Source organism: Cryobacterium sp. Y57, from assembly GCF_002929505.1.
Lineage (GTDB): Bacteria > Actinomycetota > Actinomycetes > Actinomycetales > Microbacteriaceae > Cryobacterium.
The window spans coordinates 182,771-208,479 of record NZ_PJJL01000069.1 but is presented as its reverse complement, the minus strand read 5'-3'; the positions used below and the strand labels follow the sequence as shown (position 1 = coordinate 208,479).

Below are 25,709 nucleotides of genomic sequence, written 5' to 3'. Positions count from 1 at the left end.
GCGGGTCAGCTACGCAAACGCAACAATGAGCTCGACCTCGACCGGGGCGTCGAGCGGCAGCACCGCAACACCCACGGCGGAACGGGCGTGGCGGCCGATGTCTCCGAAAATCTCGACGAGCACGTCAGAGGCACCGTTGACGACGGTCGGCTGACCGGTGAACGCAGTGTCGGACGCGACGAAGCCCGTGACTTTGATCACTTGGGTGATGCGGTCGAGCGACCCGATCACGCTCTTGATGGCGGCGAGGCCGTTGAGCGCGCAGGTGCGGGCATACTCCTGGGCGTCGGCAGCCGGAACGAGGCCGTGGCCGTCGCCGACCTTGCCAGTGGCGGGCAGCGCGCCAGAGACCATGGGCAGCTGGCCGGCGGTGTAGACGAAACCATTGCTGATCACGGCGGGCAGGTACGCGGCGACCGGCGGAACGACGCTCGGCAGTTCGATGCCCAGTTCGGCCAGGCGTGCTTCGATATGCGACATGATTATGCGTCTTCCTTGGGGGCGAGCGGGCGTTTCAGGTACGCAACCAGGCCGCCTTCAGGGCCGGTGACGACCTGCACGAGCTCCCACCCGTCAGAGCCCCAGTTGTTCAAAATGGCGGCCGTGTTGTGGATCATCAACGGCGTTGTGAGGTACTCCCAGGCGGGCATGTGACTCCTATTGAGGCGGGTATTCAGATTTGTCGCTTACGCTCAAGTGTATGTCTGCCAAAAATCGAACCGTGAGCGGGGCTCTGGGGGGGTTCCTGGGTCTCGTCGGAATGAGTGCCGTTGCCGGCATTCTCGTGACCGCCGCCGTCGCCCCAGCTGTCGCCCTGTCCGGCATGGCCGCTACGAACACCATCAACGTGTTCGACAGTCTGCCGGAGTACCTGTCCATCGATCGGCTCGCCCAGAAGAGCAACATCTACGCGTCCACCAACGCCGAGGATCCGGTAGGCACCCGCGTGCTCCTCGCCTCGTTCTACGAGCAGAACCGGGTCGATGTCCCCTCCGACGCGATCAGCCAGTTCGCCAAGGACGCTGCGATCGCCGGTGAAGACCCGCGGTTCATGGAGCACGGCGGCGTAGATATCCAGTCCAGCTTCAACGGTGCCGTGCAGACCCTGGCCGGCGGTGAGACCCGCGGTGGTTCGTCGATCACCCAGCAGTATGTCAAGAACGTGCTCATTCAAAAGTGCGCGGTCATGACCGATGCCGACGAGGCAGCTGCGTGCTACGACGATGCCACCAAGCCCACCGCTGACCGCAAGCTGCGCGAAATGCGCCTGGCCATCGGTATAGAGAAGAAGTACGAAAAAGCAGATATTCTGCGCGGCTACCTCAATATCGCCGGCTATGGCGGAACGGTTTATGGTATCGAAGCCGCCGCGAGCTACTACTTCAATACCACCGCGCTGGCCCTGACGCTGCCGCAGGCGGCGAGCCTGGTATCGATTGTGAATAACCCGGTCAAGTTTCAGCTCGACCGCCCCGCCAGCGAGACCAACGGCGCGGCCAACGGCTACGCCAACAATAAATCTCGGCGCGACTATATTCTCAAGGAAATGCTCAAGTACGACAAGATCGCTCAAGCCGACTACGACGCGGCCGTCGCGACGCCGGTCGAGCCCGTCATCACCGTTCCGAGCACCGGCTGCCAGACCGCCGGCGATAACGCGTTTTTCTGCGACTATGTGATCAAGATCCTCAAGAACGATGTGACCTTCGGCGCTACCGAAGAGGAACGCCTGGCCAACTTCGCTCAGGGCGGCTTCAACGTCTACACCACCCTCGACCTCGACCTTCAGTCCACCGCCGTCGCTGCGCTCAACGCCAACGTTCCCAAGACCTATAACGACTGGAACATCGGCGGCGTGGTGTCCAGTGTGCAAGTCGGCACGGGCAATGTTCTGGTCATGACCCAAAACAAGGACTACAGCCAGGATCCGGACGTTCAGGCCACGGGCGCCAACTACACGAGCCTCAATTACAACACCGACTTCGCCTACGGTGGGTCGAGCGGGTTCCAACCCGGATCAACCTACAAGGTATTTACGCTGGCCGAGTGGCTCAAAGAAGGCCACGCTCTGACCGAGCGCGTCGACTCCCGGCGCAAGTCCAACTGGGGCAACTTTCAGGACAGTTGCCTCGGCGTAAGAAACTACGACAACGACGTGCCGCCCTTCAACCCGCGCAACGACTCCAACGAGGCCGGTACCAATTATTCCGCCTTGCAGTCCACCACCGGCTCGATCAACACGGGTTTCATCGGTATGGCCAAAAAGCTCGACCTGTGCGGCATTCGCAAAACGGCCGAACTCTTTGGCGTGCACCGGGCCGATGGGACCGACCTCAAACAGGGCGCCGCATCGGTGCTCGGCACCAACGAGATTGCACCGCTGACCATGGCGGCGGCTTTCGCCGGAATCGCCAACAACGGCATGACCTGCACTCCGGTCGCGATCACGAAGATGATCAGTTCCGATGGCACCGAACTTCCGATCCCCGCGTCGACCTGCACGCAATCGGTTGAACCCGGCGTTGCAGCGGGCATGCAGTACGCCATGAAAACGGTCATGACCAATGGAACAGCCACAGCATCCAACCGCAATACATCTCCCCGACTTCCCATGATCGGTAAGACCGGCACCACTGACGGCGCCAAGGACACCTGGATGAGCGGCGCCACCACCAAGGTTGCCACCGTCGTCGGCGTGGTCAACGTCGGCGGAAACAACTATAAGAATCAGCGCAGCGGTAGGAACAATTTGTTCGGCAAGCAGGCCGCCACGGCGCGCCACCGCATCTGGCCGATCGTCATGTCGGCGGCCAACGCGAAGTACGGTGGAGACGACTTTCCCGAGGCGTCGTCGAACGTGATCAACGCGGTGTCCGTTCCGGTTCCTGACGTGCGCGGCAAGTCGATGGCGGAAGCTAAGACTACCCTCGAGGCGGCCGGCTTTTTGTTCGTCGACGGTGGCGCGACCAGTTCAGAGCTGCCCGCCGGAACCGTGGCCAGTACCGATCCGGCCGGCGGGTCGGCATCCACTCGCGGTGCCACAGTCACCGCGAGTTCAAGCGATGGCACGGGAGTTACGATCCCCTCAGTGATCGGCAAGAACGAAGCGGATGCGCGCAGTACTCTGACCGCCGCTCCCTTCGGTTTCACCGTAGCCAAGACTGAACAGCCAACCACGAACAAGGCGCAGGACGGTAAGGTCATGGCTATCCAGCCGGGCGAGGGAACGGCCGGCCGGCCCGGCGACGCCGTAACCATCGTCATCGGTAAGTACACGGCGCCTGCCCCCGCACCCGCACCCGCCCCCGCCCCCGCCCCCGGTCAGGACGATGGCGGCAATAACGGCAATAACGGCCAGAACGAATGACCGCACTTCGCCCCCTCGGCGAGGGTGGACGACTCGTCGGCGCGTTGCTGGCGTCGGCGGGCGCGGTTGGCCTGACCGCCTTCGCCTGGGGTGCGCTCGTGGAGCGGAACCGTTTCACGCTGCGTGAGGTGAACGTTCCGGTGCTCGCGCCGGGGTCGACACCTATTCGGGTGCTGCACCTCTCCGACCTGCACATGGCTCCGTGGCAGAAGAACAAGCAGGAGTGGGTGCGCAGCCTCGCTTCCCTGAAGCCCGACCTCGTCGTCGATACCGGTGACAACTTAGGTCATGAAAACGGCGTCAGTGGCATCGAGTACGCTCTCGCACCGTTCCGGGGCATTCCCGGCGTCTTCGTCAACGGCTCCAACGACTACATCGGACCGCAGGTGAAGAATCCGTTCACCTACTTCGGCGGGCCGTCGAGCCGGCGCACCGTTCGCCGGGAAGAGCTCGACACCGATGCGCTGCGCCGCGTGTTCGCCGATCTCGGTTGGACGGATATCAACAACGCCGCCGATTCTCTCGACCTGAAAGACACCCACGTGGAGTTCTTCGGCGTCGATGACCCGCACATCGGGCGGGACCGGCTCGACCTGATCACGCGTGCGATCGACGACCTGCGGGCCAACGATCCGCTCGGCGACGACGTCTGGCCCGACCCTGAAGAAGCCGCAGCCCCGCGGTCCACACTCACCGTCGGTGTTGCTCACGCGCCCTACCAGCGGGTGCTGAACTCTTTTGTCAACCATGGCGCCCAGCTGATTCTGGCTGGCCACACCCACGGCGGCCAGGTCTGCGTGCCGGGTTTCGGCGCGCTCGTGACCAATTGCGATATTCCGCGGCGCCAGGTCAAGGGCTTGAGCCTGTGGAACCATGGCTTGCGTACGGCATTTTTGAACGTCTCGGCTGGCCTGGGAACTTCTATTTACGCACCCGTACGCTTCGCCTGCCCGCCCGAGGCGACGCTGCTCACGCTCACCTCCGCCTAACTGCCGACTCAATTCGTCGGGGAAGGGTGAGAGCGCCTATACTGAGTGAGGCCCACGGGCCATCGGGGTATGGCGCAGCTTGGTAGCGCGCGTCGTTCGGGACGACGAGGTCGCAGGTTCAAATCCTGTTACCCCGACCGCAGTAGATACTAATGGCCGAAAGTACAACACAACCCCCCAATCCAATCGAGTGGGGGGTTGTGTTGTACGCTCACCTGTCGGCACCGGCCTTACTCCTGCCGGGGATCGCCGGGAGACCGGCGCGAAACGGATCTCGCGCATGATTTCTCAGCCCGCCGCCCGACGGCGTCCGACGTGCCACGTCGGGCGTGGCAGGCCCTGATCGTGCTTCTCGCCGGCATGTTCATGGCGCTGCTGGATACGACCATCGTGAACGTTGCGCTTCCGAGCATTCGCACGAGCCTCGACGCCAGCGAGGCCACTCTGTCGTGGATTATCTCCGGCTACGCCCTCGCCTTTGGCCTTGCGCTCATCCCGGCCGGCCGGGTCGGCGATCGCTATGGCCACAAATGGGTCTTCTTCATCGGCCTGGCACTGTTCACTATTGCGAGTCTCGCCTGCGGTCTCGCCCAAAACGACCTGCAGCTGATCATCGCCCGTGTTATGCAGGGCCTGGCCGGAGGCGTGTTCGTATCGGCGATCACCGCCGTTATCCAGCTGATGTTCCCACCGATGGCCCGAGGCAAGGCCTACGCCATCATGGGCTTGGTCATCGGCGTCTCCTCCTCGCTCGGCCCCATCGTCGGCGGCCTGATCATCGAGGCCTTCGGCGTCGACAACGGCTGGCGCCTGGTCTTTTGGGTGAACCTGCTGATCGGCGTACTCGCCCTCGTCGCCACCGTCTTTCTCCTGCCCGGTGGCGCCGCACTCCCCCGAGCCAGACAGGTGTCCCGTACGGGCACCGACTGGCTCGGACTCGCGCTCATCTCCGCTGGCCTGGTCGCCTTCCTGGTCCCTCTGATTGAGGGCCAGGATCACGGCTGGCAGCTCTGGAGCGTTTTCGCCCTCGCTGCCGGCGTACTGCTCGTGGTGGCTTTTGGCGCCTGGGAAGTCTCCGTCGCGAAACGTGACCGCAGCCCACTCGTACCTCCGCACCTGTTCACACACCCGGCATTCACCGGCGGAGTCATTCTCGCGCTCCTGCTCGTCTTTGCCCTGCCGAAGCGCGTCTTGGACAAGAGCCCGGCCGCAGCCGCCGAGTAGTGCAAACCCGATTAGTAACCAGGAGATGTCATGACCGCGATTCAACGACGTCGACACAGGCGGCTACGTGGCTGCGCCCTGTGGGTCATGCTGGCCTACCTTGTCGCCCTCACTCTGATCGCTTTCTGGCCCACGCCCGTCGACCGGAACGTGCACGGGTCGATCGGGGCTTTCGTGACCTGGCTACACGGGCACGGGATGCCGAATCGGTTTGGCTACGACACCATTGAGTTCACCGCCAACATCGCGCTGTTCATTCCTATCGGCCTGCTCGTCGTGGTGCTCGCCGGAGCGCGGCGCTGGTGGCTCGGCCCGGTGATCGGCGCCCTGATCAGCGCCATGATCGAGCTCGGCCAGGTCCTTTTTCTGCCCGAGCGCTTCGCGACCGTCAGCGACCTCGTAGCCAACAGTCTCGGGGCGGTATTCGGCATGGTTCTGGCGCTGATCGTGCTTCGTCTCGCTCTGGGGCCGCGCCCCGCGCGCCGCACAATCCAACGTCGATAACTGTCGGATTGGACCTCGTCGATTCACTCTGCTAGCTTATGCAGCATGGACCGTCGAGGGTTTCTCACTTTGTCAACGGCTGGCGCAGCTACGCTGGGTTTCGGTGCGCTCGGCGCACCCGTCGCGTTCGCTGCCACCGCCCCGAAACTACCGGGAGAGGTGTCACGCCTCTCCAACGTGCTTACCCAAAAGGGGAGAAAGCTCTACGACAATATCGAAGTAGACATCGGCGGTGATCGGGCCCGCCTGTTCATTCCGCAGACCATCTCGATGAACTCGGCGAGCGCTGTCGGTGCTGTCTGGTTCTACCATGCAGCATCCAGCTCGCACAACGCGCTCAACGGCGGGTACAAGTATCCCGGTGAACTCGTTGTCGATCAGAACACCATCGCCATCTGCATCAATGCCTCTGGCGCCCAGTACACCAACTCCATCGCCACGACGGCGCAGAAAAATGCCTGGACCTACCTGAGCGCGCTCTACACCGTGCGCCGCAATTTTCTGCGCGCCACCTCCTTTGGCGGATCGCTCGGCTGCTACACCTATGGCAAGAAGCTCATCCCGTACATCCGCGGCCTATACCTGGTGAACGGGCTCTATGACAACGAGTGGCTCTACGCCTACGACACCAAGAACCAGGCGCGCGTCGGAGACGCCTACGGCAACGATCCCGCCCTGATCAAGGCAACCAACCCCGCACGCATCAGCGCGACACCCTGGACCAACAGCCGGGTCAAGGTGCTCGTCTCCGATGACGCCCACCCCGATAACGTCGTCCTGCCGAGCAGAAACGGCCTCGCCCTGATCAATAAGATCAAGCCGGTCGCCGCCGATACCCAAGTGATGTACCACACGCTCGGCCACGAGACGCCGGGCTTTGCCCACACCGACATGATCAAAACCTTCGCTCAGTGGTCGATCTGATAGGGAGGTACCAGTGGGCAGCGAGATCGATCGCACCAGAGTCGACTGGGTCGACGGCGCAAAGGGTATTGCGATTTTACTCGTCGCCCTGGCGCATGCGGTGCAGTGGACAGTCCTTTCCGGCCTGGCCCCCGAACTGTGGAACAAGATCAACCTCGTCTTCATCGTGTTTCGCATGCCGCTGTTTTTTCTCGCCTCCGGCCTGTTCGCCGCGTCGATCATCACACGCACCTGGCCCACTCTCTGGCGCACCCGACTGAGCCTGCTGGTCTGGGCGCTGCTGCTGTGGACAGTCATCCGCTTTGGCTATTTCTCCCTGCTGCCAAACCCCGCGGGCTTTGACGAGACCAACCCGGTCGATCTGCTGCTCGCCCCGTTGCGGCCCAGCAACGGCCTATGGTTTCTCTACGCCCTCGCCCTGTTCTTCATCGCCTCAAAACTCATGCGAAACCACATCGACTGGCGAGTGCAAATCGGCGTCGCTGCCGTGCTGTCGGCATTGTTCTTCGCTCGCGCTGACACCGGTAACATCGCCTGGAACGGCATCGGCCGATACTTCGTGTTCTTCCTTCTCGGCTGCTACCTGCGCGAGCAGATCCTGACCTTCGTCAATCGGCCCAGCCGGTCGGGCGCCCTCTGGCTCGGCCTCGGTTTCGGCGTAACCTTCCTGGTACTGGCCGGTGTGATTCTCATCGTCGACGCCCGGGCACCGTTCATTACGGGTACCCTCATGCTGGTGAGCCTGCTGGCCCTCGGCGCCGGCCTCCTCGTGGCCCGGTTTCTGGTGGGGTTCCGGGCGTTCGACTGGCTGACCTACGTCGGCCGCAACACCCTCCCGATCTACGTCGTGCACGTTTTGTTCGTCTCAGCCTTGACCAGCCTGCTGCTGCTCGCCCGCGGCCAGACCTGGCTCGACCACCTCGGCCCGGTACTGCCCCTGCTCGTCGCCGGTGGCGCGGTCGCCGCCTCCCTGGCTTTCTGGCACCTTGTGCGCGACCGTCCGGTGCTGCGCTACGGATTCGCTGTGCCGGCCTGGTTCTCCGGTCGCGCTCCCGCGGGGAGCGTAACGGGGAAAGCGGCGGCGTCCGTTTCGGCCGAGGCGGCAGAATCCACAGAGCGGATGCTGCCACGAAGCGATTGAGACGAGCTCGCCGGCGACAGCGCGTGCTGGTCGTGCTCACCGGCCTGGCGCTCCTGATCGCGGGGCTTCTGGCCGTCACCACTCGGACCGTCATGTTTCTGCGCGAGGATGCGCCACACCGGGCCGAGGCCATCGTCGTTCTTGGCGGACTCGGCAGCGCAGCCGTCGTTGCGAAAGCCGTGGACCTCGCCGAATCCGGATACAGCGGCAGGATTTTCATCTCAGACGCATTCGGCGGTGACACTCGCCCGGCACATCTCTGCGCGCGAGCCGTTCCGATACCCGGCACGATGATCAAAGTGCAGTGCTTCGACGCGCACCCGACCACGACCCGCGGTGAAGCCGAAGCGATTACCGCGTTCGCGACCGTCCACGGATGGAATCGGGTGATCGTGGTCACCTCGAGCTACCACGTGAGCCGAGCCCGGGTGCAGATTGGCCGGTGCTACGCCGGTTCCCTCGCCGTGGTCGGCGCCCGGCAGCCGATGGATCCGCTGAAATGGGCTTACCAGTTCGTCTACCAGAGCGCCGGTTTCGTCAAGGCGTGGATTACGCCGGCTTGTTGACCTGAAACCCCTCGGCGATTGAGTCGACCCGCTGGCGGTACGTTTCGCCGACCATATCAGCCTCGGCCGGCCACCCGGCAAGCCCCGCGTGGAACTCGGGCCAGTTCTTGATCGGACGGGCCGGAACGCCGGCCACGATGGTGCCGTCCGGCACGGATGCGGTGACCACCGACCCTGCTCCCACCACGCACCGGTCGCCGATTCGCACGCCCGGCAGCACGGTGACACCGGCACCGATGAAGACGTCGGAGCCTACCCGAATCGGCGCAAACCGGTAGCGGCGGCCGCGCTCATCCCGGTAGAGCCAGCCGGATCCGTCATGGGTGATGAATGTCACGCCAGAACTGATCGTCACGCGATCACCAACGGAGATGAGCCACGGCTCCGACGTGATGATGTCGGAGAGGATGCGGCATCCGGCGCCGATCTGCACACCCAGGGCACGCATGGCGTACACCCGGCCCCGGGTGCTTCGCTGAAATCTATAGGCAAGACGGGAAAATTTCACCGTAAAACTCCACTTCTTTGGTGATTCAGGCTTTCAGCGACCCGCTCAAAGTATCGGTTTTCGGGCGGCCGCGCTGGCGCTGAGGAAAATTCACGTGTTATCGTTGCCGCTACTCCACTGGCGCTGCGCGACACCCGATCCATCCACTGCGCCACTACAATCCGAGGCGGCCGATGTTCGATTCCACTCTGCGCCGATTGCGCAGCACGCCGGTCATCCTGATTGCCCTCGCCGCCCTTTTCGTCATTGTGGCGAGCATGGTTCTGCCGCGATTCATCACCACCGTCGGCATCATTCCATTGACCCTGCTCGGCTTCGCCGCCGCCACCACCCTGTTCCTCCTGCCGGCGCACATCCTTCCCGCCGTAGCGCTGGTCACGTTCGCACTGATTCCGGCCCGCATCCTGCCGCAGGACGGCCCAATCGGCGCCCTGCCGCTGACCACCATGATTATCGTGATCTGGGCATTGCGTCGCCTGCTCCCCACGAAAACGGATGCCCAGCCCGCGACGCCATCCACCCCCTTTCGGTCAGCCACCCGCTACTTCGCCCTGATCTTTTTGGTCTGGACGCTGTTCACCCTCGCGCGTACGCCCGATCTGCAGGCGAGCCTCGGCTGGACGATCAGCTTCAGCGCGGCCGTTCTCCTGCCCCTGTGTATTGGCACCAGCACTCGGGAGGCGTATTGGATTCGCCGCACCTGGCTACTGCTCGGCGCCTGGCTCGGCGCCTACGCCGTCCTCGAAAGCGTGTTGCGCTTCAATCCGATCTGGGGCACCCTGTTCTCGGCGCTCGGCCTCACCGACCATCAACACTGGTCGGTGTATCGGGCCGACGCATCGTTCGGGCATCCGCTCTTCGCCGCCCTGTTCCTGGCCGTGGCTTGTGCACTAGCCATTGGCATCTGGCTACAGGAGAGTTCCAAACCCGCCCTGGCCGCGGCCGTTTTCAGCGGTCTGGGCCTCGTCGCGACCGTCTCGCGCGGCGCCATTCTCGCCGCGGCAATCGCCGTCGGCTTTGCGTACACGGTATCGCTCCTGCTGCGGGGCGAAAAGCGCTGGGGTAAATTCTCCCTGCTCGCCGTGCTCATGGTCGTCGCGGTCGTGGGATTGTTCCAGTTCGATGCGTTCACCGCCCGCAACAACTCGGTCGAAGCCGAACTCTCGTCGCAGGCCCGCGACCTCGGCGTCTGGGTGTCAGTGCAGGCAGCCAACCTCACCGGCTGGATCGGCTCGGGCCCCGGCACCTCGGGCATCACCGGGCGGATGTTCAACGACGTCACCATCGAGAATTCGCTCTTGCAACTGCTGATCAGCCTCGGATTGCCCGGCGTCGGACTGTTCCTGCTGATGATCGGCTCGGCCGTCGCGCACGCGCTATCGCGCCGAGCCGTCGGCGCGGCAGCTGCGCTCCTGGCGTACACCGTATGTATTGCCGGTTTCAACGCCATCGACGCCCTGCGCCCGATGCACCTACTGCTCGGCTGCCTGCTCATCCTGGCCCTGAATCCGACGCGAGCGGATGCCGCTGGCCCACACGAACCCGGTCGTGCGGTGAGCGCTCGGAGGGGGTCCGTGCGCCCCAAACGGGGGTACGCGAGGCTCTAACGCAGGAAAGACTCGCACGCTACGCTAAACCGATAGATTCTCAGTTAATTCCGGTTCTCACCGGTCCGTGAGGGGTATGGACGTGATTACTACAAGGGCGAAAAATATCACCGTGTTGCAATCGCTGAGTCCGCCGGATGGCACCACGCGGTACGTCAATCAAGTGGTCGACGGCGCACCGCCCGCCGTGACCATGCGATTCTTTTCTTGGCGCACTGCGCTGCTCGGCCGCTATGACGTACTTCACGTGCACTGGCCGGAGCTGCTCATTCGCGCCCCGCGACCGCTGAAGGCGCGGCTGCGTCGCGGCGCGCTCTACGCGCTACTGCTGCGCGTGCGAATGCAGCGCATTCCGATTGTGCGCACCGCACACAACCTGACCCCGCACGAAGCCGGCGCGAGCGCCGAAACACGCGCGCTGAACGCGCTCGACGCCCGCACTGCACTGGTAATTCGTCTCAATCCGACCACACCGGTTGAACCCGAGTCTCGGGCGGTCACCATTTTGCACGGGCACTATCGCGACCGTTTCAGCGGCATGACGCGGCCCGAATCGGTGTCAGGGCGCCTCCTCTATTTCGGCCTGATTCGGCCGTACAAGGGAGTTGAAACGCTGCTGCAGGTGTTCCGGGCACTGCCGGTCCCTGACCTGACCCTGCGCATAGTCGGAAGACCATCAAGCGGGCTCGAAACAGTCATCGTCACCGAGGCCGCGCAGGATTCGCGCATCAGCTCGGTGTTGCGCTTTGTCTCCGATGAAGAATTGGTGGCTGAGGTCGGATTGGCCGAGCTGGTTGTCCTGCCCTATCGCGAAATGCACAATTCGGGCGTGTTGCTCGTAGCACTCTCGCTCGATCGATCGGTGCTCGTGCCGTCGACGCCGTCGAACCTCGCCCTGGCCGACGAAGTCGGGCCCGACTGGATTTACCTCTATGACGGCGAGCTCACAGCCGAGATTCTCGGCGACACCCTCAAGCGGATGCGTGCCGCCGGCGCCCACCGGCGCCCACAGCTTTCCGGACGGGATTGGAAGACGCTCGGCCTGCAAAGTTATCAAACCTATCTGCGTGCCTTGCAGCTGACTGGGCGCACGGTGCGCGCTGGGCGGAATATCCGTTGACCGCGACGATGCCGCCTCACCCTCCCGACGTTCCCGGCGTTCCCGGCGTTCCCGGCGTTCCCGGCGAGCCTCGCTCGACGGCGGGTCTCGGCCGCGCCGCGGGGCGGGGGGCATCGACCACCCTGGTCGGCCAGCTCATTCGCATCGGCGTGCAGCTCGGCGGCATCGTCGTGCTTGGCCGACTACTCGATCCGAGCGACTACGGGCTGGTCGCCTCCGTCGCCGCGATCATCGGGGTCGGCGAGGTGCTGCGCAACTTCGGGCTGTCATCAGCGGCCATTCAGGTGCGCGACCTGACCCGGCACCAAAAAGACAACCTGTTCTGGATCAACAGCCTGATCGGGCTTGCACTCATGCTGCTCGCGGTGCTGTGCAGTCCGCTCATCGCCACCCTATACGGCGACGATCGACTCGTGCTGCTCACCCAGGTGCTCGCCGCAACGTTTCTGCTCAACGGCCTCGCCACCCAGTTTCGTGCTGATCTCAACCGCAATTTTCACTTTGCCGCCCTCACCGGATCGGAGATCGGCGCTCAGGTCGGCGGCCTCGCGGTTGGCATCGTGATGGCGCTGAATGGTTTCGGCTACTGGGCTCTGGCTGGGCTGCAGATCAGCCAGGGCATTCTGACCATCATCATTCTCGTTCCGGTCACCAACTGGTTTCCCGGCTGGTATCACCGCACCACGCCCATGCGCCATCTGATCGTTTTCGGGTCGAACCTGGCCGGCACACAGTTGCTCGGCTATGCCAGCCGCAACACCGACACGGTTGTGATCGGCGCCACGCTCGGCGCCGGCCCGCTCGGCCTGTATAATCGGGCCTTCCAGCTACTGCTGCTGCCGCTCAACCAGATCAACGGTCCGTCCACCCGGGTGGCCCTGCCGGTGCTGGCCCGATTGCAGGACGACCCACCCAAGTACGACCGGTTCATTCTGCTCGGGCAGACCATCATGCTGCACGCGGTCACCATGGTGCTCGCTTTCTCCTGCGCCCAGGCCCTGCCGATCATCAGCATCGCCCTCGGCAGCCGCTGGCTCGGTTCGGCTCCGATCTTTCAAATTCTCGCTATTGCCGGGTTCTTCGAGGCTGCTGCCTATGCGACCTACTGGGTGTTCCTGTCAAAGGGTGCCACCAAGCAGAACCTGTATTTCGCCCTCACCACCCGGCCCCTGCTGGTGGTGTTCGTGCTGGTCGGTTCACTCTGGGGCGTTTACGGCGTCGCTGCCGGGTATTCGATCGGCGTCGCGCTGATCTGGCCGATCGGCCTGTGGTGGATCAGCCGGGTGACGAATGCCCCCGCATGGTCGATGTTCCGAGCCGGCGCGCGCGCTGTTCTCGGCTACGGTTTCGCGACCGGAATCAGCTGGACCTCCGTGCAGTGGATCCCGATCGATCTGCCATTCGCGCGCGTCGCCCTCGGCGGGGTCGCCTTGCTCGCGGCGGTCGGCTTCGTCATGCTGATCTGGCCGACCTTTCGCCGGGATGTGCGCGGGATCACCCAGGCCCGCAGCTTTCTGTGCTCCGCGAAATCGTCGAAAGAGGGCCCCGTCGGCGCGACCGTTGACACCGATCACCCGGCGTTTGCCCCCACCCCCTCTCGTGTCCGAAAAGCAGGGCGCACCCACCTGCGCATCATCCGCCGGCTGGACCGGGTGGTACACGGCCTGGCCGCGGCATCCACCCTGCCCTTCCTGCGCGATCGTGCCGCCCTGAAACGCGCGACCAACCGGCTGCGCCCGTTCGATACGCGCAGTGAGCGCGCTCACGTGCTCGTCGCCCCACCCGGGGAGGGCAATATCGGCGACCAGGCCATGGTCGAAGCCTTTCTCGAAAATGTGACGGGACAAGTTCAGGTGCTCGTGCGGCGGTCGACCGACGTGCAGATTCCGTCGCAGCATACCTGGCGGGCGCAACTCGTTCCGATTCCGCACCTGATCTACGGAAAGGGGCGGGTGCACCGGCAGGCCATGGCGATGCTGGCCCCCGTACTCCGCAGCGCCCTGTCACTGACCGTGATTGGCGCGGATATTATGGACGGCGCATATAGCGTGCGTGCCTCCGCCCGGCGAGCGGATGTTGCGAGCCTCGCGCGCAGCGTCGGCGTGCAAGCGCGTATCCTCGGCTTCAGCTGGAACGGCCACGCCAACGTGGGGGTGCGCCGGTCTCTCGCCCGGGCCGGGCGAATGGGAACGCGGTTACAGCTGCGCGACCCCACCTCCAGCGAGCGCGCCCGCACCGATCGATTCGACACCGTGGTCGACGTCGCCGACGCCGTGTTCGCGGCCCGGACCAGCTGCACTCTCGCCAAAACGGAATATCTCGGAGCCACGCCGGCCCGCTATGCCGTCGTGAACGCTAGCGCACTGGTCGGCCGCAGTTTCGACCAGACCACAGAGTACGCCCGGATCGTGACGGCACTCCTGGAGGCGGGGCTTCAGGTAGTGCTGCTGCCGCACGTCATGCGCGCCAGCGGCGACGACGCGGCCGCCTGCCGGGCCGTGTTCGATCGCCTGCCCAATACCGACGGGGTGATACTGGTGAACCGGTTGCTGACCCCGGCCGAAGTGCGCGGATTGTGTGCCGGCTCCGAAATCGTACTGACCGGGCGCATGCACCTCGCCGTGCAGGCCATGTTCCACGGGGTTCCCGCCGTTGCGCTGTCCACCCAAGGCAAGGTCGCGGGCATGATGCGACTCTTTGACACGCAGGAACTGTGCATCGAGCCGGGTGGCGACCTGGCTCGACGCATGATTCCGGTGGCGCTATCGGTGCTGGCCGATCGGCAGAGGTATCGCGACCGTTTGGCTGCGCGACTGCCCGAGGTGCGGCGCCTGGCCGCCCTGAACTTCTCGGGGTTGCCGAATGCCACGCATTCCCATCCCCCGGCCCTCACGGCCCCGAGTCCGACTTCCCACAGACAAGGTCCCGCATGACGCTTTCCTCGCAAACCCCACCCGACTATGCGCGCGGGGATCCCGCCCTGCGCCGCATCCTCTTCGTGATTCCGTCACTGCACGGTGGCGGGGCAGAATTTGTGGCCCGCACCTGGATGGGCTGGCTCGCCGACCAGGGCTACGAGGTGGCTGTCGTGCTGACCTCCGCCGCAGTGAAGCCGGAGTACCTACCCGATGGCGTGGCGTCATCCTCCCTGTCCGGGCAGCGCGGCCACCTGCAGAAGGCCACCGCGCTTCGGCGGCGCCTGCTCGACTGGCACCCCGACGTGGCGATATCGCTGCAGGCCCACCCGAACCTGGTGCTCCTGACCGCTGCCCACCTGATACCGGCCCGTCTGCGCCCCCGCGTGCTCGTAAGTGAACGCAACCTGGTATCGCTCGGGTTACCCGGATCGAATCTTGCCCACCGGGTGAAAATCTGGTTTGCCAAGCGCCTGTATCCGTGGGCCGACCACGTGATCGCCATTTCGCATCCGGTCGCCGCTGAGATGATCGCCGCTTTCGGAGTGCGCGGTGACCGCATCACCGTCGTCGCCAATCCGGCAACGGCAAAACTACGCGGCACCCGGCGTGGGCTGGGCACGACGGCGGCCCATGTGCAGGTCGGGGGCGACGACGGCACGGAATTGGTCGAGCCGGGGGGAACCACGATCGTGGCGCGATCCGAACGCCGCCCAGGATCAGGCAATGGCATTCAAATTGTGCTGGCCTGCCGGCTCGTGGCGCAGAAGCGGCCGCTGCTCGCGATCTCGGCCGCCGCCGAGCTTGCCCGTCGCGGCGTGGATGTCGAGGTCGTCTCGTTCGGTGGCGGTCCCCTGCTCAACGACGTACAGGCCGCGGCTCGGCAGGAGAACGTGGCCTTTCACCATCGAGGCTGGGTCGAAAACTGGTTCGACCACTTCGCCGACAACTCGGTGGCGCTGCTCACCTCGAGCCGGGAGGGTTTTGGCAACGTGCTCGTTGAAGCGGCTGCGGCCGGCTATCCCTCGGTCGCCGTTTCGGGGGCGCTCGGGGTAGCGGATGCGATTGTGCCCGGCATCACAGGCGAACTCGCGCTGTCCGCGCATCCGGCGGACCTTGCCGACGCCATTCTGCGGGCGGTGGATCTCCCGCTCAAGCACATCGAACCCTGGCTGGCTCGGTTTTCGGAGGAAGCGAGTGGCAGCGACCTGGAACGGGTCTTGCTGCGGGTCGTGGAACGCGCATGAGAATCTTCGCCTCGGCTATGGGCCAGATCGACAATGTCGGCGATACTGTGCTGCGACGGGCCTTTCTCGATGCACTTCGGGGCGCCGGCGAATTGCAGGTTTTCGTCGGCGCCCGATCGGACTTCTACCTCAGTGGGCTCGGCTTGCACGACGAAGACCGGGTGTATCGCACGAGCGCAGAATGGCGACGCGAGATTTCGCGGTCGACTCTCCGGGAGGCATCCGTTTACGCTTTCAACGCTGGTGAAATGGAATTGCAGCGGGCCTATGCCCTGCGCTACGTGCGTCTTGCGCCCCACCTCGCGCTCAACCGTCTGCGCGGCGGGCACGCCGTGCACGCCGGGTTCGGCGTGCGGCAGAAGACGGGCTGGCGCATTCCGGTGGCGGCGACACTGCGCCTGTGCGACCTCGTGGCCTGGCGTGACGCCTACAGCCGCTGCACGATGGGCCTGGGTCGCATCGCTCCTGACTGGGCCTTTGCTCCGGGGGCAGCAGATGCCGATCTCCTCGCGTCCACCGCTTCTCGCCCACTACTGGCCGTATCGGTGCGCTACAACGGACGGCACCCCGACGATGCGTGGCTGGCGGCACTGCGCGGCCTGGCCGAGACCCTCGAACTCGAGATCGTGGCGGTGTCGCAGATCGAACGAGACGGGCCGCTCGCCGAGGTACTGGCCGACAAGCTCGGCGGCACGGCCATGGTCTGGGACGGTCCAGACCATCTCGTTCAGGAGCAGAAACTACGAGCGGTCTACCAGCGGTCACTGCTCGTGGTGACCGACCGACTACACGCTGCCGTGATCGGCCTGACCGAGGGCGCACTGCCGCTCGTGATCGCCGATACGGGCCCGTCGAAGGCGGCTCGCACCCTCGACGCGGTCGGTATCAAGGGCGCCACGATCGGCTGGACGCTACCCGACCCCGCGGCATTCGAGCGCCGGGCTCGCGACGTCCTCAGCCGCCGGGAGCCGATTCTGCGCCACGTCGTCGAGGCGCGCGCTTCCTTGCGGGAGCTGACCCGCTCCATTGGAAGGCTCACCGCATGACCGGGGCACACGCTGCGGGCTCGCCGGTTGTCAGCATCATCGTGCCGGCCTACAACGCCGCCGAGTTTCTGGAGAGCGCCATTGAACGACTCCTCGGCCAGACCATGGACGATTTCGAGGTCATCGTGGTCGACGACGGCTCAACGGATACGACGGCTACGATCGGCGCGCAGGCGGCTGCGGCAAACGCCGGCGTGCATTACTTTCGCCAGGAGCAAAATGGCGGTGTCGCGCGGGCGAGGGCGCGGGGGGTGGCCGAGAGTCGGGGCGAGTTTCTGTGGTTTGTCGATTGTGACGACGAGTGGGCTGACTCTGCGCTGGAGAAACTCGTGGCGGCGGCCAGGTCTACGGGCGCCGACGTGATCGTCTGCGGTGCGGCGTATGTCTACCCCGGCCGGCGGCGCCCGCTGGTTGCGCCTCTTCTGAACAATCCGATCACGGGCGCAGAGGCTTTTGTCCTCCTGCTCGATGGCGAGCTGACCGGGCACCTCTGGAACAAATTGTTCCGCCGTTCTCTTACCCGCGAGATCGAGTTCACCCCGACCCGGGTGCACTCCGACCTGGCCATGGTGGCCCAACTGTTCGCTGCGGCCGATCGCGTGGCGTTCATCAGCGACTCGCTCTATTCCTATGTTGTGCGCGGTGGGTCGATCATCCGTTCGGGGTTGCGCCGGGCCGAATCTCTCCTGCTGGTCGAGCAGGCCGTCACGAACGCGGCTATCACCCTGGATACCCGCATCATCGGTTCTAACTCCTACGGCTACTTTCGGCTGCGCTACGTGCTGCTCTCCGGGCTGAAGGACGCGCTGACCGGCCCGTATGATGCCGACGAACGGGACGAGATCGTCTCTGAGCTGCGTTCCCGCTTGACCTGGCGGCTCGTGTTGCTAGCCGCGCGCCGTCGCGATTGGAGGCGGCTGGTGCTAGCCGGCACGGCAAAGCTGAGTGTTCCGCTGCATCGTCGGGTGCTGCGCCTCACAACCGAGCGGGATGTCGCCTGACCTAGCTTGATTTGTCGGGTTGAAACTCATCGGCGGTGACGGGTGCGCCCCTCCCAACAAGAGCAACCGGGTTAATCCCAGAATCTTTCGTGTGATTTTCAGCACTTTCACAGGAAAGTGAATCTGATTCGACTTTGGCTCTCGATAGACTCCGTTCGATGTTCCATCCGAGCAGTTCTCTACGATCTCGGTCTAGCAACAGTGAACACGCGTCCCATCTCGTAACGACCAAGCCAGTAACCGGCGCTCAGGAGAATCCTCACCCGCGACACCGCTGTCCGTACGCGACCCCGACTCCAGAGAGGACCATCGTGCCCTTTCTTGGCAACCGTCACCCCCGCACACCCGCTTCCCGCACATCCCCCCGCCCACGCGCATTCGCCCGCCACACCGCAATCGCCGTTGCCGCTTTCATTGTCGTCATCGGTGCCGTTCTCGCCTCCCTGACCATCCCCAGCCCGGACGGCGAGGCCGCTGCCGCCCCTCCACGCACGATCATCGACAGCTCCTCGGCAAGAATCAGCTACACCGGCTCCTGGCGCAGTACGCGCAACACCGCCGACCGCGGTGGATCCGTGCGGTTTCAGTCCAGCGCCGGCAGCGCATCAATGACGTTCACGGGAACAAGCGTTGCTTTCATCACACGCACCACGAAAAGTTCAGGAAAGAGCACCGTGTCGATCGACGGCAGGGTCGTCGCGACAGTGAACGCGTACTCCGCGCAAACCGTGCACCAGAAGACCGTGTTCCGCACGACGACCCTCTCGAGCGGTACCCACACCATCAAGATCACTCGCACCGGCAAGCGTGACGTACGCGCGAGCGGCACCAACAGCATCGTGGACGCCTTCGTGGTGAATGCCGCGACCAGCCCAGCACCTGCGCCAGCACCTGCGCCGGTCCCTGCGCCGGTCCCTGCACTCGCGCCGTCGCCGGCCGTGCACCGCTACGTCGACTGCCCCACCGCCACGACGACGGTGCACACCGTTGACGAACTTACTGCGGCCGTCGACCGCGCCCGCCCCGGCACCGTTATCAGGATGGCCCCCGGAACCTATCGCGGCCAGATCGACATCCACGCCAATGGCACCGCTGCCGATCCGGTCTGGGTCTGCGGCTCGCGCGACGCCGTCATCAACGTGGGCAGCATCCAGGACAACCACGGCATCCAGATCAAGAACTCGTCCAACCTCGTGATCGCCGGCATGACCGTGACCAACAGTCTCAAAGGCATCAGCGTCATCGGCGGCACGAACGTGACGATCGCCAACACCCGCATCGACCACATCGGCTACGAGGGCATCCACCTGCGTGCCTTCACCACCGACAGCACCGTGGTCGGCAATACCATCTCAAACACCGGAATGCGGGACGCACCCTTCGGCGAGGGCATCTACATCGGTACGTCCGAAAACAATTGGTGCGACCAGACCAATTGCCGGCCCGACCGCACCGACGGCATTCTTGTGCTTGGCAATCAGATCAGCCTCACCGGTGCTCAGCCGATCGAAGTCAAGGAGGGCACGTCCAACGGCGTTGTTCGGGACAATGTGATCGACGGAGCCAACGGCATGAGCGATGCCGAAGAGTGGGTCAAGGTCAAGGGCAACAACTGGATGATCTATGACAACAGCGGCTCCAACAGCCCCCTGAACGGCTTCGCGGTCAACGGAAGCGTCGCCGGCTGGGGTCTTCACAACACTTTTACCGATAACTCGGGTGCGGTGAACGCCGGCGGTTACGCCTTCTTCGTCCACGAGAAGGGCAGCAAGGGCTCCAGTAACACCACGGTGTCGTGCTCAAACTCGGTCACCCGTGCCGGGCAAGGATTGACCAACATCGCCTGCACTCCGTAGCCGATTGCACACGACCCTCAGCATGCCCGCGGAAGCGCCGGGGGTCGTTTTTCGTTCGACCGCAGGTTCAGCATTCTGCATCGCGACAAAATTCAACAGTATGAATTTTACTCTAGGCACTTTCTCAGGAATGACCGATACCCGCTCCCGGTGACCGCGCGGCGCCGCCCGAAAATTCAGCCCCTACCTGTGGGACGTTGCCCACAATGGGCAATAGCACTGATCAGGACGAAATCGCCGAGGTCGTCTCAGTTTCTCGCTGACGGTTGCTCGACGCGACGCACTCTTTTTCGCGCGCGCTCGCGCGCTGCAGAGCCGCCGCATCCGCGCATTTTGCGCCCACAAACCCATTTACACACGGCAAACGCGCAGCAGCACAGACCCTAATTGACGACGTGATCACGGAAGCACCACCGCCACAAATCACGAAGGTCAGGTGCGTCGAAACCCGTCGGGTTCACGGACGTAACCATCCCGTCCTTGAACATTCGGAAGGTTTCATAATGTTGTTCCCCCGTGCTTCACGCCGTGCCACCATCGCGGCCGTCGTCATCGCCGCGATCGTACCCCTCACCGCAATGATCCCCCTCGGCGCCGCTTCAGCCTCCGCCGCCACGGCTCCCGCCGGCACCACGGTCGTCGACAGCAGCTCAGCGCAGGTGAAGTATTCCGGTACCTGGCGCACGACGGGCTCACCATCAGACAACGGCGGATCCATCAAGTATGCCTCGACCACGTCGAGCGCTTCGCTCACCTTCACCGGTTCAACCGTGGCCTATGTCACTCGCATGACCAGCAGCTCCGGCACGAGCGATATCGCTATCGACGGCAAGGTTGTCGCCACGGTCAACGGCTACTCCGCCTCAACCCGGTACCAGCAGAGCCTGTTCAGCACCTCGAACCTTTCTAGCGGAACGCACACCATCGAGGTCACCCGCACCGGCCAGAAGGATGCCCGCTCCACCGGCACCAACAGCATCGTCGACGCCTTCGTCACCCTGGCGCCTACCGGGACGAAGGCACCCGCAGCCGCACCGGCACCGGCGCCCGCTGCCACCGCTCCCGTGCAGGCTCCGGCCGGTTCGACCACCTTCGAGGGCGACTCCGCGTCGGTCACATACAACGGCACCTGGCGCACCTCCGGCTCGGCCAGCGACTCAGGCGGCGGAGTTCAGTTCACCACCACGGCGGGTAGCGCCTCGTTCACCTTCCAGGGCTCGAGCATCGCCTTCATCACACGCCTGACCAGCAGCTCCGGCACCAGCATCGTCGCGATCGACGGTACGAACGTCGCCACGGTCAACGGGTATTCTGCGACCACCGCCTACAAGCAGAACGCGTTCAGCACCACGAGCCTCTCGGCTGGCACGCACACCATCACCGTGACCCGAACCGGGCAGAAGGACGCCCGTTCCACCGGTACCAACAGCATCGTCGACGCGTTCATCGTGTCGGCCGTGCCAAGCACGGCGCCGACTCCGGCTCCGATCAGCACCCCGCGCTACGCTGACTGCCCCGCTGCCACCGTCAATGTGGCGACGGCCCGGGAACTCATAACCGCCGTCTCCCAGGCCCAGCCCGGAACCGTCATCAAGATGGCCCCCGGCACCTACAACGAGCAAATCAACATGACCGCGAACGGAACCGCGTCCAACCCGATCTGGGTCTGCGGACCGCGCAGCGCCGTGATCAACGTCGGCAGCATCCAGAACAACCACGGCATCCAGATCACCAACTCCTCCAACCTCGTGATCGCCGGAATGACCATCACCAACAGCCTCAAGGGAATCAGCGTCATCCGCAGCAGCAACGTCACCATTGCGGACACACTCGTCGACAACATCGGCTACGAGGGCATCCACCTGCGTGCCTTCACCACCGACAGCAAAGTCGTCGGCAACACCGTCACAAACACCGGCAAGCGCGACCCGTTCTACGGGGAGGGCATCTACATCGGAACCTCAGACGCCAACTGGTGCGCCCAGACCAACTGCCAGCCCGACAAGACCGACCGCACGCTGCTCATGGCCAACAACATTAGCCTCACCGGCGCACAGCCGATCGAGGTCAAGGAAGGTACCTCCAGCGGGATCATCCGCGACAACATCATCGATGGCGCCAACGCTATGCCGCGCGCTGAGGAATGGGTCAAAGTCAAGGGCAACGACTGGAGCGTGTACAACAACGAGGGTAAGAACAGCACCATGCACGGCTTCGCGGTCAACGGAAGCGTCGCCGGCTGGGGCCTCCGCAACATCTTCTACGGCAACACCACCCCGGTCGGAGCGGCCGGCTACGGCTTCTTCATCCACGAGCAGGGAACCAAGGGTGCCAGCGGCACTACGGTCTACTGCTCGAACATCGTTACGGCTGCGGGGTCCGGATTCTCTAACCAGGCCTGTATCTCCTAGCAACACGGTCTGATCGTCGGTCGAGCGCAGCCTTCCAGCTGCGCTCGACCAGCGGAAAGACAGCGGCCGCCGAATAGGTAGTCTCGAAGGCGGATCTGGCCAGATCCGCCTTTTTTACGCGCCAGGCGGCATCCGTTATCGCGTGTCTCAGCGCTGCCTCGAGCGAGTTGACGTCACCGGGTTCCACGATCACCCCAGCACCGTTGGCGAGCACGGCCGGCACGCCGCCGACCCGCGTCGCCACCACACAGTTGCTGCGAGCCATGGCTTCGAGAATGAACATCGGCATCGCCTCGTCGCGAGAGGGCAACACGGCGATCGCCGCACGCTCGAGCAACTTCATCAGTGCCTCGTGGCTGAGCGCCCCGACGAATTCGCCGCGCACCAGCGGAACGGCAGGCTGATCACCGATGGGACCGGCAATCACCAATTTCCAGAGCGGATGCTCGGGCGCGAGCCGCCGCCACGCCGCCACGAGCACGTCGATACCCTTGCGGACGCTGACCGCACCGCCGAACACCACGAGCGGTTCGATGTCGCGGCGCACGCCGTCGGCGACGGCGTTCGGTACAAGCACAACCCGCTCCCCCGGCACGAACTCAGCCGCCGTGTCGCGCGATTCGGCCGACAGGGTCAACACCACGTCGGCCGCGCGCAGGACGCTCCCCACCAGACCGGGCCGTTTTTCGGCGAAGTCGGTAAAAGAACTGCCGTGCAGCTGAGCGACCGTGCTAAACCCGCGCGCATGGGCGAGGGCCAGCAGCGCTCCTTCACGCGCGAAGGAACCACCCTGCGACAGGTGCGCGATCACGACGGTGCGCTCGGGCCGGGACAGACGCAACACTTTCCAGAAAGCGGACATGGCAAGCCAGGCCGCCCGCGCCCCGCCAGTGCCATCGCGCGAGGACACCAAACGCAGGTCGAAATCGGCGAAAGAATGTGCCAGATAGCCGTTGACGACCTGACTCATACCGCCGGCGACCTCACCGCTGCGCCCAATGTGCACCGCTGTCAGCCGTTCCGCCGGCGACGCCGGGACAATTGGGACAACTGGGGCAACTGGGGCAATCGGAACGAGGGGCGTGCTTGCTGTGACTGATGGCGGTACAGCGGTGATCGGTTGTATCTCGATCGGCTCGGTATCGCCCGCGTCGGCGAGGCTCACCGCGCGCTCTCGCGGGTCAGCACCCGATCCAGCAGACGGCGCACGTTGTGCAACTCGTCCTGCGCCTCGGCCAGGCCGGCCAGGATAGCCATACGGCGGCCGAGCAGGTTCTGCAGCCGTTCAGCGATCTCGGCGGTGGTCAAACCCGCACTGACGATGCTCACGTCGTGTAGTCCGGCTGCAGCAAAATGCCGCGCAATCTTGTCGGACTTCGCGTCAACAAGGAGCGCGGCGGGAACCGCTCCCTCCGTGAGCGCGCCGACGAGCACGTGCAAACGATCGCTCACGGCAAGCGCGGCCCGCCGATAGAGCGTACGCAGACGCTGTTCCTGCTCGTCATGGCCGGTGCCGTTCCAGCGCAGCGCTTCGCCCCCGAGATCGGCCGCGAGTTGACTGCACCTCGTATCGTCGCGCAAGACCTGGGTGACACACCAGATCTGCAGACCGTGGTCGGCAGCGACTGCACGCACGGCGGCAAGCCAGGCGGCGCTCGGGTAGTCGAGGTCGGAGCGCATCGAGACGACGAGAAGGTCGCGGCACGCTATATCGACCGAATCGACACCCCTGCCGCGACGAGCAAAGGCAAGGTCGGGCATGACACTGCCCCGCCCGAGATACCCGGCCGTTGCTGCATCCCGCCACAACGACAGGTTCGACAGCGCGATCGAGGGTCCCATCAGTGCACGCGGCAGCGGCGCGAAGTTTCGGCTGCCCACACCGACCCGGGCGACGCGGCCGTGTCGGGCACGCACGAGTGCAAGCACCGGCAGCATGACGAGGTGCTCTTTCATGCCGACCAGAGTCAATTGAATCTCGCCGGGTTTGAATACGTACGAGGCTTGGCCGTGGGCCGCGCTGCGAAGCGCCGCCGCGTACCAGCATCGAAACGATCGATACTGCACGTCGCCCGGTGTGAGGCCGAGCCCCCTGGCATACCCGTCGGGTGCCTTACCGACATAGACGTGCAGCGGGCCATTCCCCCGTAACCAGTCGAGCAGTTGGCGACGCAGCAGAATGTCGCCGATGTTGTCGTATTGCCCGCGGGCGGGGACAAAAATTTGGCGCAGCATCCGCTCGGCTGGAGCCCCCTGACTCATCGGTCGCTGGGCAGCGGAATGCGCACACCGGTGTCGATGGCACGACCGGCCGCGAAGCGGATGACGTCGGCCGTCAGGTCGGGCGAGTCAACGGCTCGAGCGACGCCCAGGTACTCGGCCAGCTCCGCGATCTGCATCTGGTGGTCATCAACGTGTTCGCCGCGGTACTTGCGACGGGTCACGATCACGGGAAAAATACCCAGTTCGAGCAGCCCCATGAAGGTACCGACACCGGCGTGGGTGATGACGACATCGGAGTTCAGGGCAGCATCGATAAACTGCGCGGTCGGCATCATCTGGTGCACCCGGCCGGGAAGGCTGGTACGGTCGGTCGTGAAACCGAGCTGCCAGACCGTGCGCTCATCGGCCAGGCCACTCGCAAGAACTGCGTCGACGAGGGAATCGAAACGGTACCCCTCGATGGTGCCGAGTGTGACGAACAGACTGGGCCGTTCCGGCGCGGGCCGGATCAACGAATGATAGGTGGACAGCACGCTCGGGTGCGTCCGCCAGCGGCTGGTAGCCCAGGACGGATGCTGGGTGCGCACGCTGACCAGATGGCTGGCGGCGAGCATGCGTCCGCTGAGCGATGGCCCCTCGACACGGGAGACGCTCTCGATGTACAGGCTCGGCACGCCGCTGATCGCGGCCTGCGGCAGCGCCGCAACGGCAAGACCGGCGCCGGTACTCACGGCACCCTCGAAAGTTTCGTGCCTGAGCACTCGGCGCACGATGCTGGCCGCTCGCATCATGCCGAGGTAATCGCGGGGACGCACGTACGGCACATGGATACGCCGCTGGCCGGCCAGCAGCGACCGGCTTTGCACGGAATCAAAGGTGACCCAGAGCGAATTGGGTGAGGCACCGAGCCCCGGGGCCAGCCGCACCAGCTGGGCCAGGTGCCCGCCCGTGGAAGCGACGAGCAGGAGCTTTCGTTGCGGGGAGGGCGACGAATCGATCGGGTAAGACGAGTGCACGGACACTGAGTCTCCTTTTGGGTCAAGCTCTTGCAGAACTGCTT

At 64.5% G+C, this 25,709-nt stretch carries 21 protein-coding genes and 1 tRNA gene; 16 read left to right on the top strand and 6 right to left on the bottom strand.

Features of this window, described 5'->3' with window-relative positions; all coding sequences use genetic code 11:
• Window positions 1-9: 9 nt before the first annotated feature.
• Together CXY72_RS12455 and CXY72_RS19830 are read right to left on the bottom strand one after the other, a co-directional pair.
• Entirely contained in the window at window positions 10-480 is a 471-nt protein-coding gene (locus CXY72_RS12455) for a RidA family protein (protein ID WP_104127985.1), read from the bottom strand.
• Window positions 481-482: 2 nt separating this feature from the next.
• Complete coding sequence (locus CXY72_RS19830) at window positions 483-650, bottom strand: hypothetical protein (protein WP_199184035.1); 168 nt, start codon at window positions 648-650, stop codon at window positions 483-485.
• A 50-nt stretch (window positions 651-700) separates the two neighbouring features.
• On the opposite strand from CXY72_RS19830, the gene CXY72_RS12450 reads away from it, so the two are divergent.
• The 8 genes from CXY72_RS12450 to CXY72_RS12415 all read left to right on the top strand — a co-directional run bounded on the left by CXY72_RS12450 (window position 701) and on the right by CXY72_RS12415 (window position 8,715).
• A complete protein-coding gene (locus CXY72_RS12450) occupies window positions 701-3,367 on the top strand; it encodes a transglycosylase domain-containing protein (RefSeq protein WP_104127984.1) in 2,667 nt (888 codons plus the stop codon).
• The gene (locus tag CXY72_RS12445) at window positions 3,364-4,356 is read left to right on the top strand and encodes a metallophosphoesterase (RefSeq protein WP_104127983.1); all 993 of its coding nucleotides are present in this window, start codon (window positions 3,364-3,366) and stop codon (window positions 4,354-4,356) included. Before CXY72_RS12450 ends, CXY72_RS12445 begins: the two co-directional genes overlap by 4 nt.
• Window positions 4,357-4,419: 63 nt before the next feature.
• A tRNA-Pro gene (locus CXY72_RS12440) sits at window positions 4,420-4,493 on the top strand.
• Between the two features lie 178 nt (window positions 4,494-4,671).
• Window positions 4,672-5,580, top strand: coding sequence for an MFS transporter (locus tag CXY72_RS12435; RefSeq protein ID WP_233197804.1), 909 nt, complete (start codon window positions 4,672-4,674; stop codon window positions 5,578-5,580).
• 30 nt (window positions 5,581-5,610) lie between these two features.
• Complete coding sequence (locus CXY72_RS12430) at window positions 5,611-6,084, top strand: VanZ family protein (protein ID WP_104127982.1); 474 nt, start codon at window positions 5,611-5,613, stop codon at window positions 6,082-6,084.
• 45 nt (window positions 6,085-6,129) lie between these two features.
• Entirely contained in the window at window positions 6,130-7,008 is an 879-nt protein-coding gene (locus CXY72_RS12425; RefSeq protein WP_104127981.1) for a twin-arginine translocation signal domain-containing protein, read from the top strand.
• 13 nt (window positions 7,009-7,021) lie between these two features.
• Window positions 7,022-8,149 (top strand): acyltransferase family protein, encoded by a 1,128-nt coding sequence (locus CXY72_RS12420; protein ID WP_104127980.1) that lies wholly within the window; start codon window positions 7,022-7,024, stop codon window positions 8,147-8,149.
• A gap of 23 nt (window positions 8,150-8,172) precedes the next feature.
• Window positions 8,173-8,715, top strand: coding sequence for a YdcF family protein (locus CXY72_RS12415; RefSeq protein WP_104127979.1), 543 nt, complete (start codon window positions 8,173-8,175; stop codon window positions 8,713-8,715).
• Here the strand turns inward: CXY72_RS12415 and CXY72_RS20425 are convergent.
• A complete protein-coding gene (locus CXY72_RS20425) occupies window positions 8,699-9,223 on the bottom strand; it encodes a DapH/DapD/GlmU-related protein (RefSeq protein WP_146071163.1) in 525 nt (174 codons plus the stop codon). The two genes, CXY72_RS12415 and CXY72_RS20425, sit on opposite strands and share 17 nt — an antisense overlap.
• 173 nt (window positions 9,224-9,396) lie before the next feature.
• Here CXY72_RS20425 and CXY72_RS12405 point away from each other — a divergent pair, with 173 nt between their 5' ends.
• From CXY72_RS12405 to CXY72_RS12370, 8 genes are all read left to right on the top strand, one after another.
• Complete coding sequence (locus CXY72_RS12405; RefSeq protein WP_104127977.1) at window positions 9,397-10,830, top strand: hypothetical protein; 1,434 nt, start codon at window positions 9,397-9,399, stop codon at window positions 10,828-10,830.
• A 112-nt stretch (window positions 10,831-10,942) separates the two neighbouring features.
• Window positions 10,943-11,950, top strand: coding sequence for a glycosyl transferase (locus tag CXY72_RS12400; RefSeq protein ID WP_199184034.1), 1,008 nt, complete (start codon window positions 10,943-10,945; stop codon window positions 11,948-11,950).
• Between the two features lie 8 nt (window positions 11,951-11,958).
• Window positions 11,959-14,883, top strand: coding sequence for an oligosaccharide flippase family protein (locus CXY72_RS12395; protein ID WP_146071162.1), 2,925 nt, complete (start codon window positions 11,959-11,961; stop codon window positions 14,881-14,883).
• Window positions 14,880-16,112 (top strand): glycosyltransferase, encoded by a 1,233-nt coding sequence (locus CXY72_RS12390; protein ID WP_104127974.1) that lies wholly within the window; start codon window positions 14,880-14,882, stop codon window positions 16,110-16,112. Before CXY72_RS12395 ends, CXY72_RS12390 begins: the two co-directional genes overlap by 4 nt.
• Window positions 16,109-17,158 carry a polysaccharide pyruvyl transferase family protein gene (locus CXY72_RS12385; RefSeq protein WP_104127973.1) on the top strand — a complete coding sequence of 350 codons (1,050 nt, stop codon included), beginning with the start codon at window positions 16,109-16,111 and terminating at the stop codon, window positions 17,156-17,158. Before CXY72_RS12390 ends, CXY72_RS12385 begins: the two co-directional genes overlap by 4 nt.
• Entirely contained in the window at window positions 17,155-18,159 is a 1,005-nt protein-coding gene (locus CXY72_RS12380; protein ID WP_104127972.1) for a glycosyltransferase family 2 protein, read from the top strand. The genes CXY72_RS12385 and CXY72_RS12380 overlap by 4 nt, the downstream gene beginning before the upstream one ends.
• A 311-nt stretch (window positions 18,160-18,470) precedes the next feature.
• Window positions 18,471-20,015, top strand: coding sequence for a right-handed parallel beta-helix repeat-containing protein (locus tag CXY72_RS12375; RefSeq protein ID WP_104127971.1), 1,545 nt, complete (start codon window positions 18,471-18,473; stop codon window positions 20,013-20,015).
• Between the two features lie 503 nt (window positions 20,016-20,518).
• A complete protein-coding gene (locus CXY72_RS12370) occupies window positions 20,519-22,426 on the top strand; it encodes a right-handed parallel beta-helix repeat-containing protein (protein ID WP_104127970.1) in 1,908 nt (635 codons plus the stop codon).
• On the opposite strand, the gene CXY72_RS12365 is transcribed toward CXY72_RS12370, so the two are convergent.
• Genes CXY72_RS12365 through CXY72_RS12355 form a run of 3 tightly spaced genes read right to left on the bottom strand, consistent with a single transcriptional unit; the run spans window position 22,404 to window position 25,671 of the window.
• Complete coding sequence (locus CXY72_RS12365) at window positions 22,404-23,591, bottom strand: glycosyltransferase family 4 protein (protein ID WP_104127969.1); 1,188 nt, start codon at window positions 23,589-23,591, stop codon at window positions 22,404-22,406. The two genes, CXY72_RS12370 and CXY72_RS12365, sit on opposite strands and share 23 nt — an antisense overlap.
• Window positions 23,588-24,688, bottom strand: a complete 1,101-nt coding sequence (locus CXY72_RS12360) for a polysaccharide pyruvyl transferase family protein (RefSeq protein ID WP_146071161.1) — start codon at window positions 24,686-24,688, stop codon at window positions 23,588-23,590. Before CXY72_RS12360 ends, CXY72_RS12365 begins: the two co-directional genes overlap by 4 nt.
• Window positions 24,685-25,671, bottom strand: coding sequence for a glycosyltransferase (locus tag CXY72_RS12355; RefSeq protein ID WP_199184033.1), 987 nt, complete (start codon window positions 25,669-25,671; stop codon window positions 24,685-24,687). Before CXY72_RS12355 ends, CXY72_RS12360 begins: the two co-directional genes overlap by 4 nt.
• Between the last annotated feature and the right edge of the window lie 38 nt (window positions 25,672-25,709).

Coding starts and splice junctions, on each gene's coding strand:
- CXY72_RS12425 (WP_104127981.1), top strand. CDS start 6,130: ATGGACCGTCGAGGGTTTCTCACTTTGTCAACGGCTGGCGCAGCTACG.
- CXY72_RS12370 (WP_104127970.1), top strand. CDS start 20,519: ATGTTGTTCCCCCGTGCTTCACGCCGTGCCACCATCGCGGCCGTCGTC.
- CXY72_RS12390 (WP_104127974.1), top strand. CDS start 14,880: ATGACGCTTTCCTCGCAAACCCCACCCGACTATGCGCGCGGGGATCCC.
- CXY72_RS12380 (WP_104127972.1), top strand. CDS start 17,155: ATGACCGGGGCACACGCTGCGGGCTCGCCGGTTGTCAGCATCATCGTG.
- CXY72_RS12430 (WP_104127982.1), top strand. CDS start 5,611: ATGACCGCGATTCAACGACGTCGACACAGGCGGCTACGTGGCTGCGCC.
- CXY72_RS19830 (WP_199184035.1), bottom strand. CDS start 650: ATGCCCGCCTGGGAGTACCTCACAACGCCGTTGATGATCCACAACACG.
- CXY72_RS12450 (WP_104127984.1), top strand. CDS start 701: ATGTCTGCCAAAAATCGAACCGTGAGCGGGGCTCTGGGGGGGTTCCTG.
- CXY72_RS12445 (WP_104127983.1), top strand. CDS start 3,364: ATGACCGCACTTCGCCCCCTCGGCGAGGGTGGACGACTCGTCGGCGCG.
- CXY72_RS12395 (WP_146071162.1), top strand. CDS start 11,959: ATGCCGCCTCACCCTCCCGACGTTCCCGGCGTTCCCGGCGTTCCCGGC.
- CXY72_RS12405 (WP_104127977.1), top strand. CDS start 9,397: ATGTTCGATTCCACTCTGCGCCGATTGCGCAGCACGCCGGTCATCCTG.
- CXY72_RS12455 (WP_104127985.1), bottom strand. CDS start 480: ATGTCGCATATCGAAGCACGCCTGGCCGAACTGGGCATCGAACTGCCG.
- CXY72_RS12360 (WP_146071161.1), bottom strand. CDS start 24,688: ATGAGTCAGGGGGCTCCAGCCGAGCGGATGCTGCGCCAAATTTTTGTC.
- CXY72_RS12385 (WP_104127973.1), top strand. CDS start 16,109: ATGAGAATCTTCGCCTCGGCTATGGGCCAGATCGACAATGTCGGCGAT.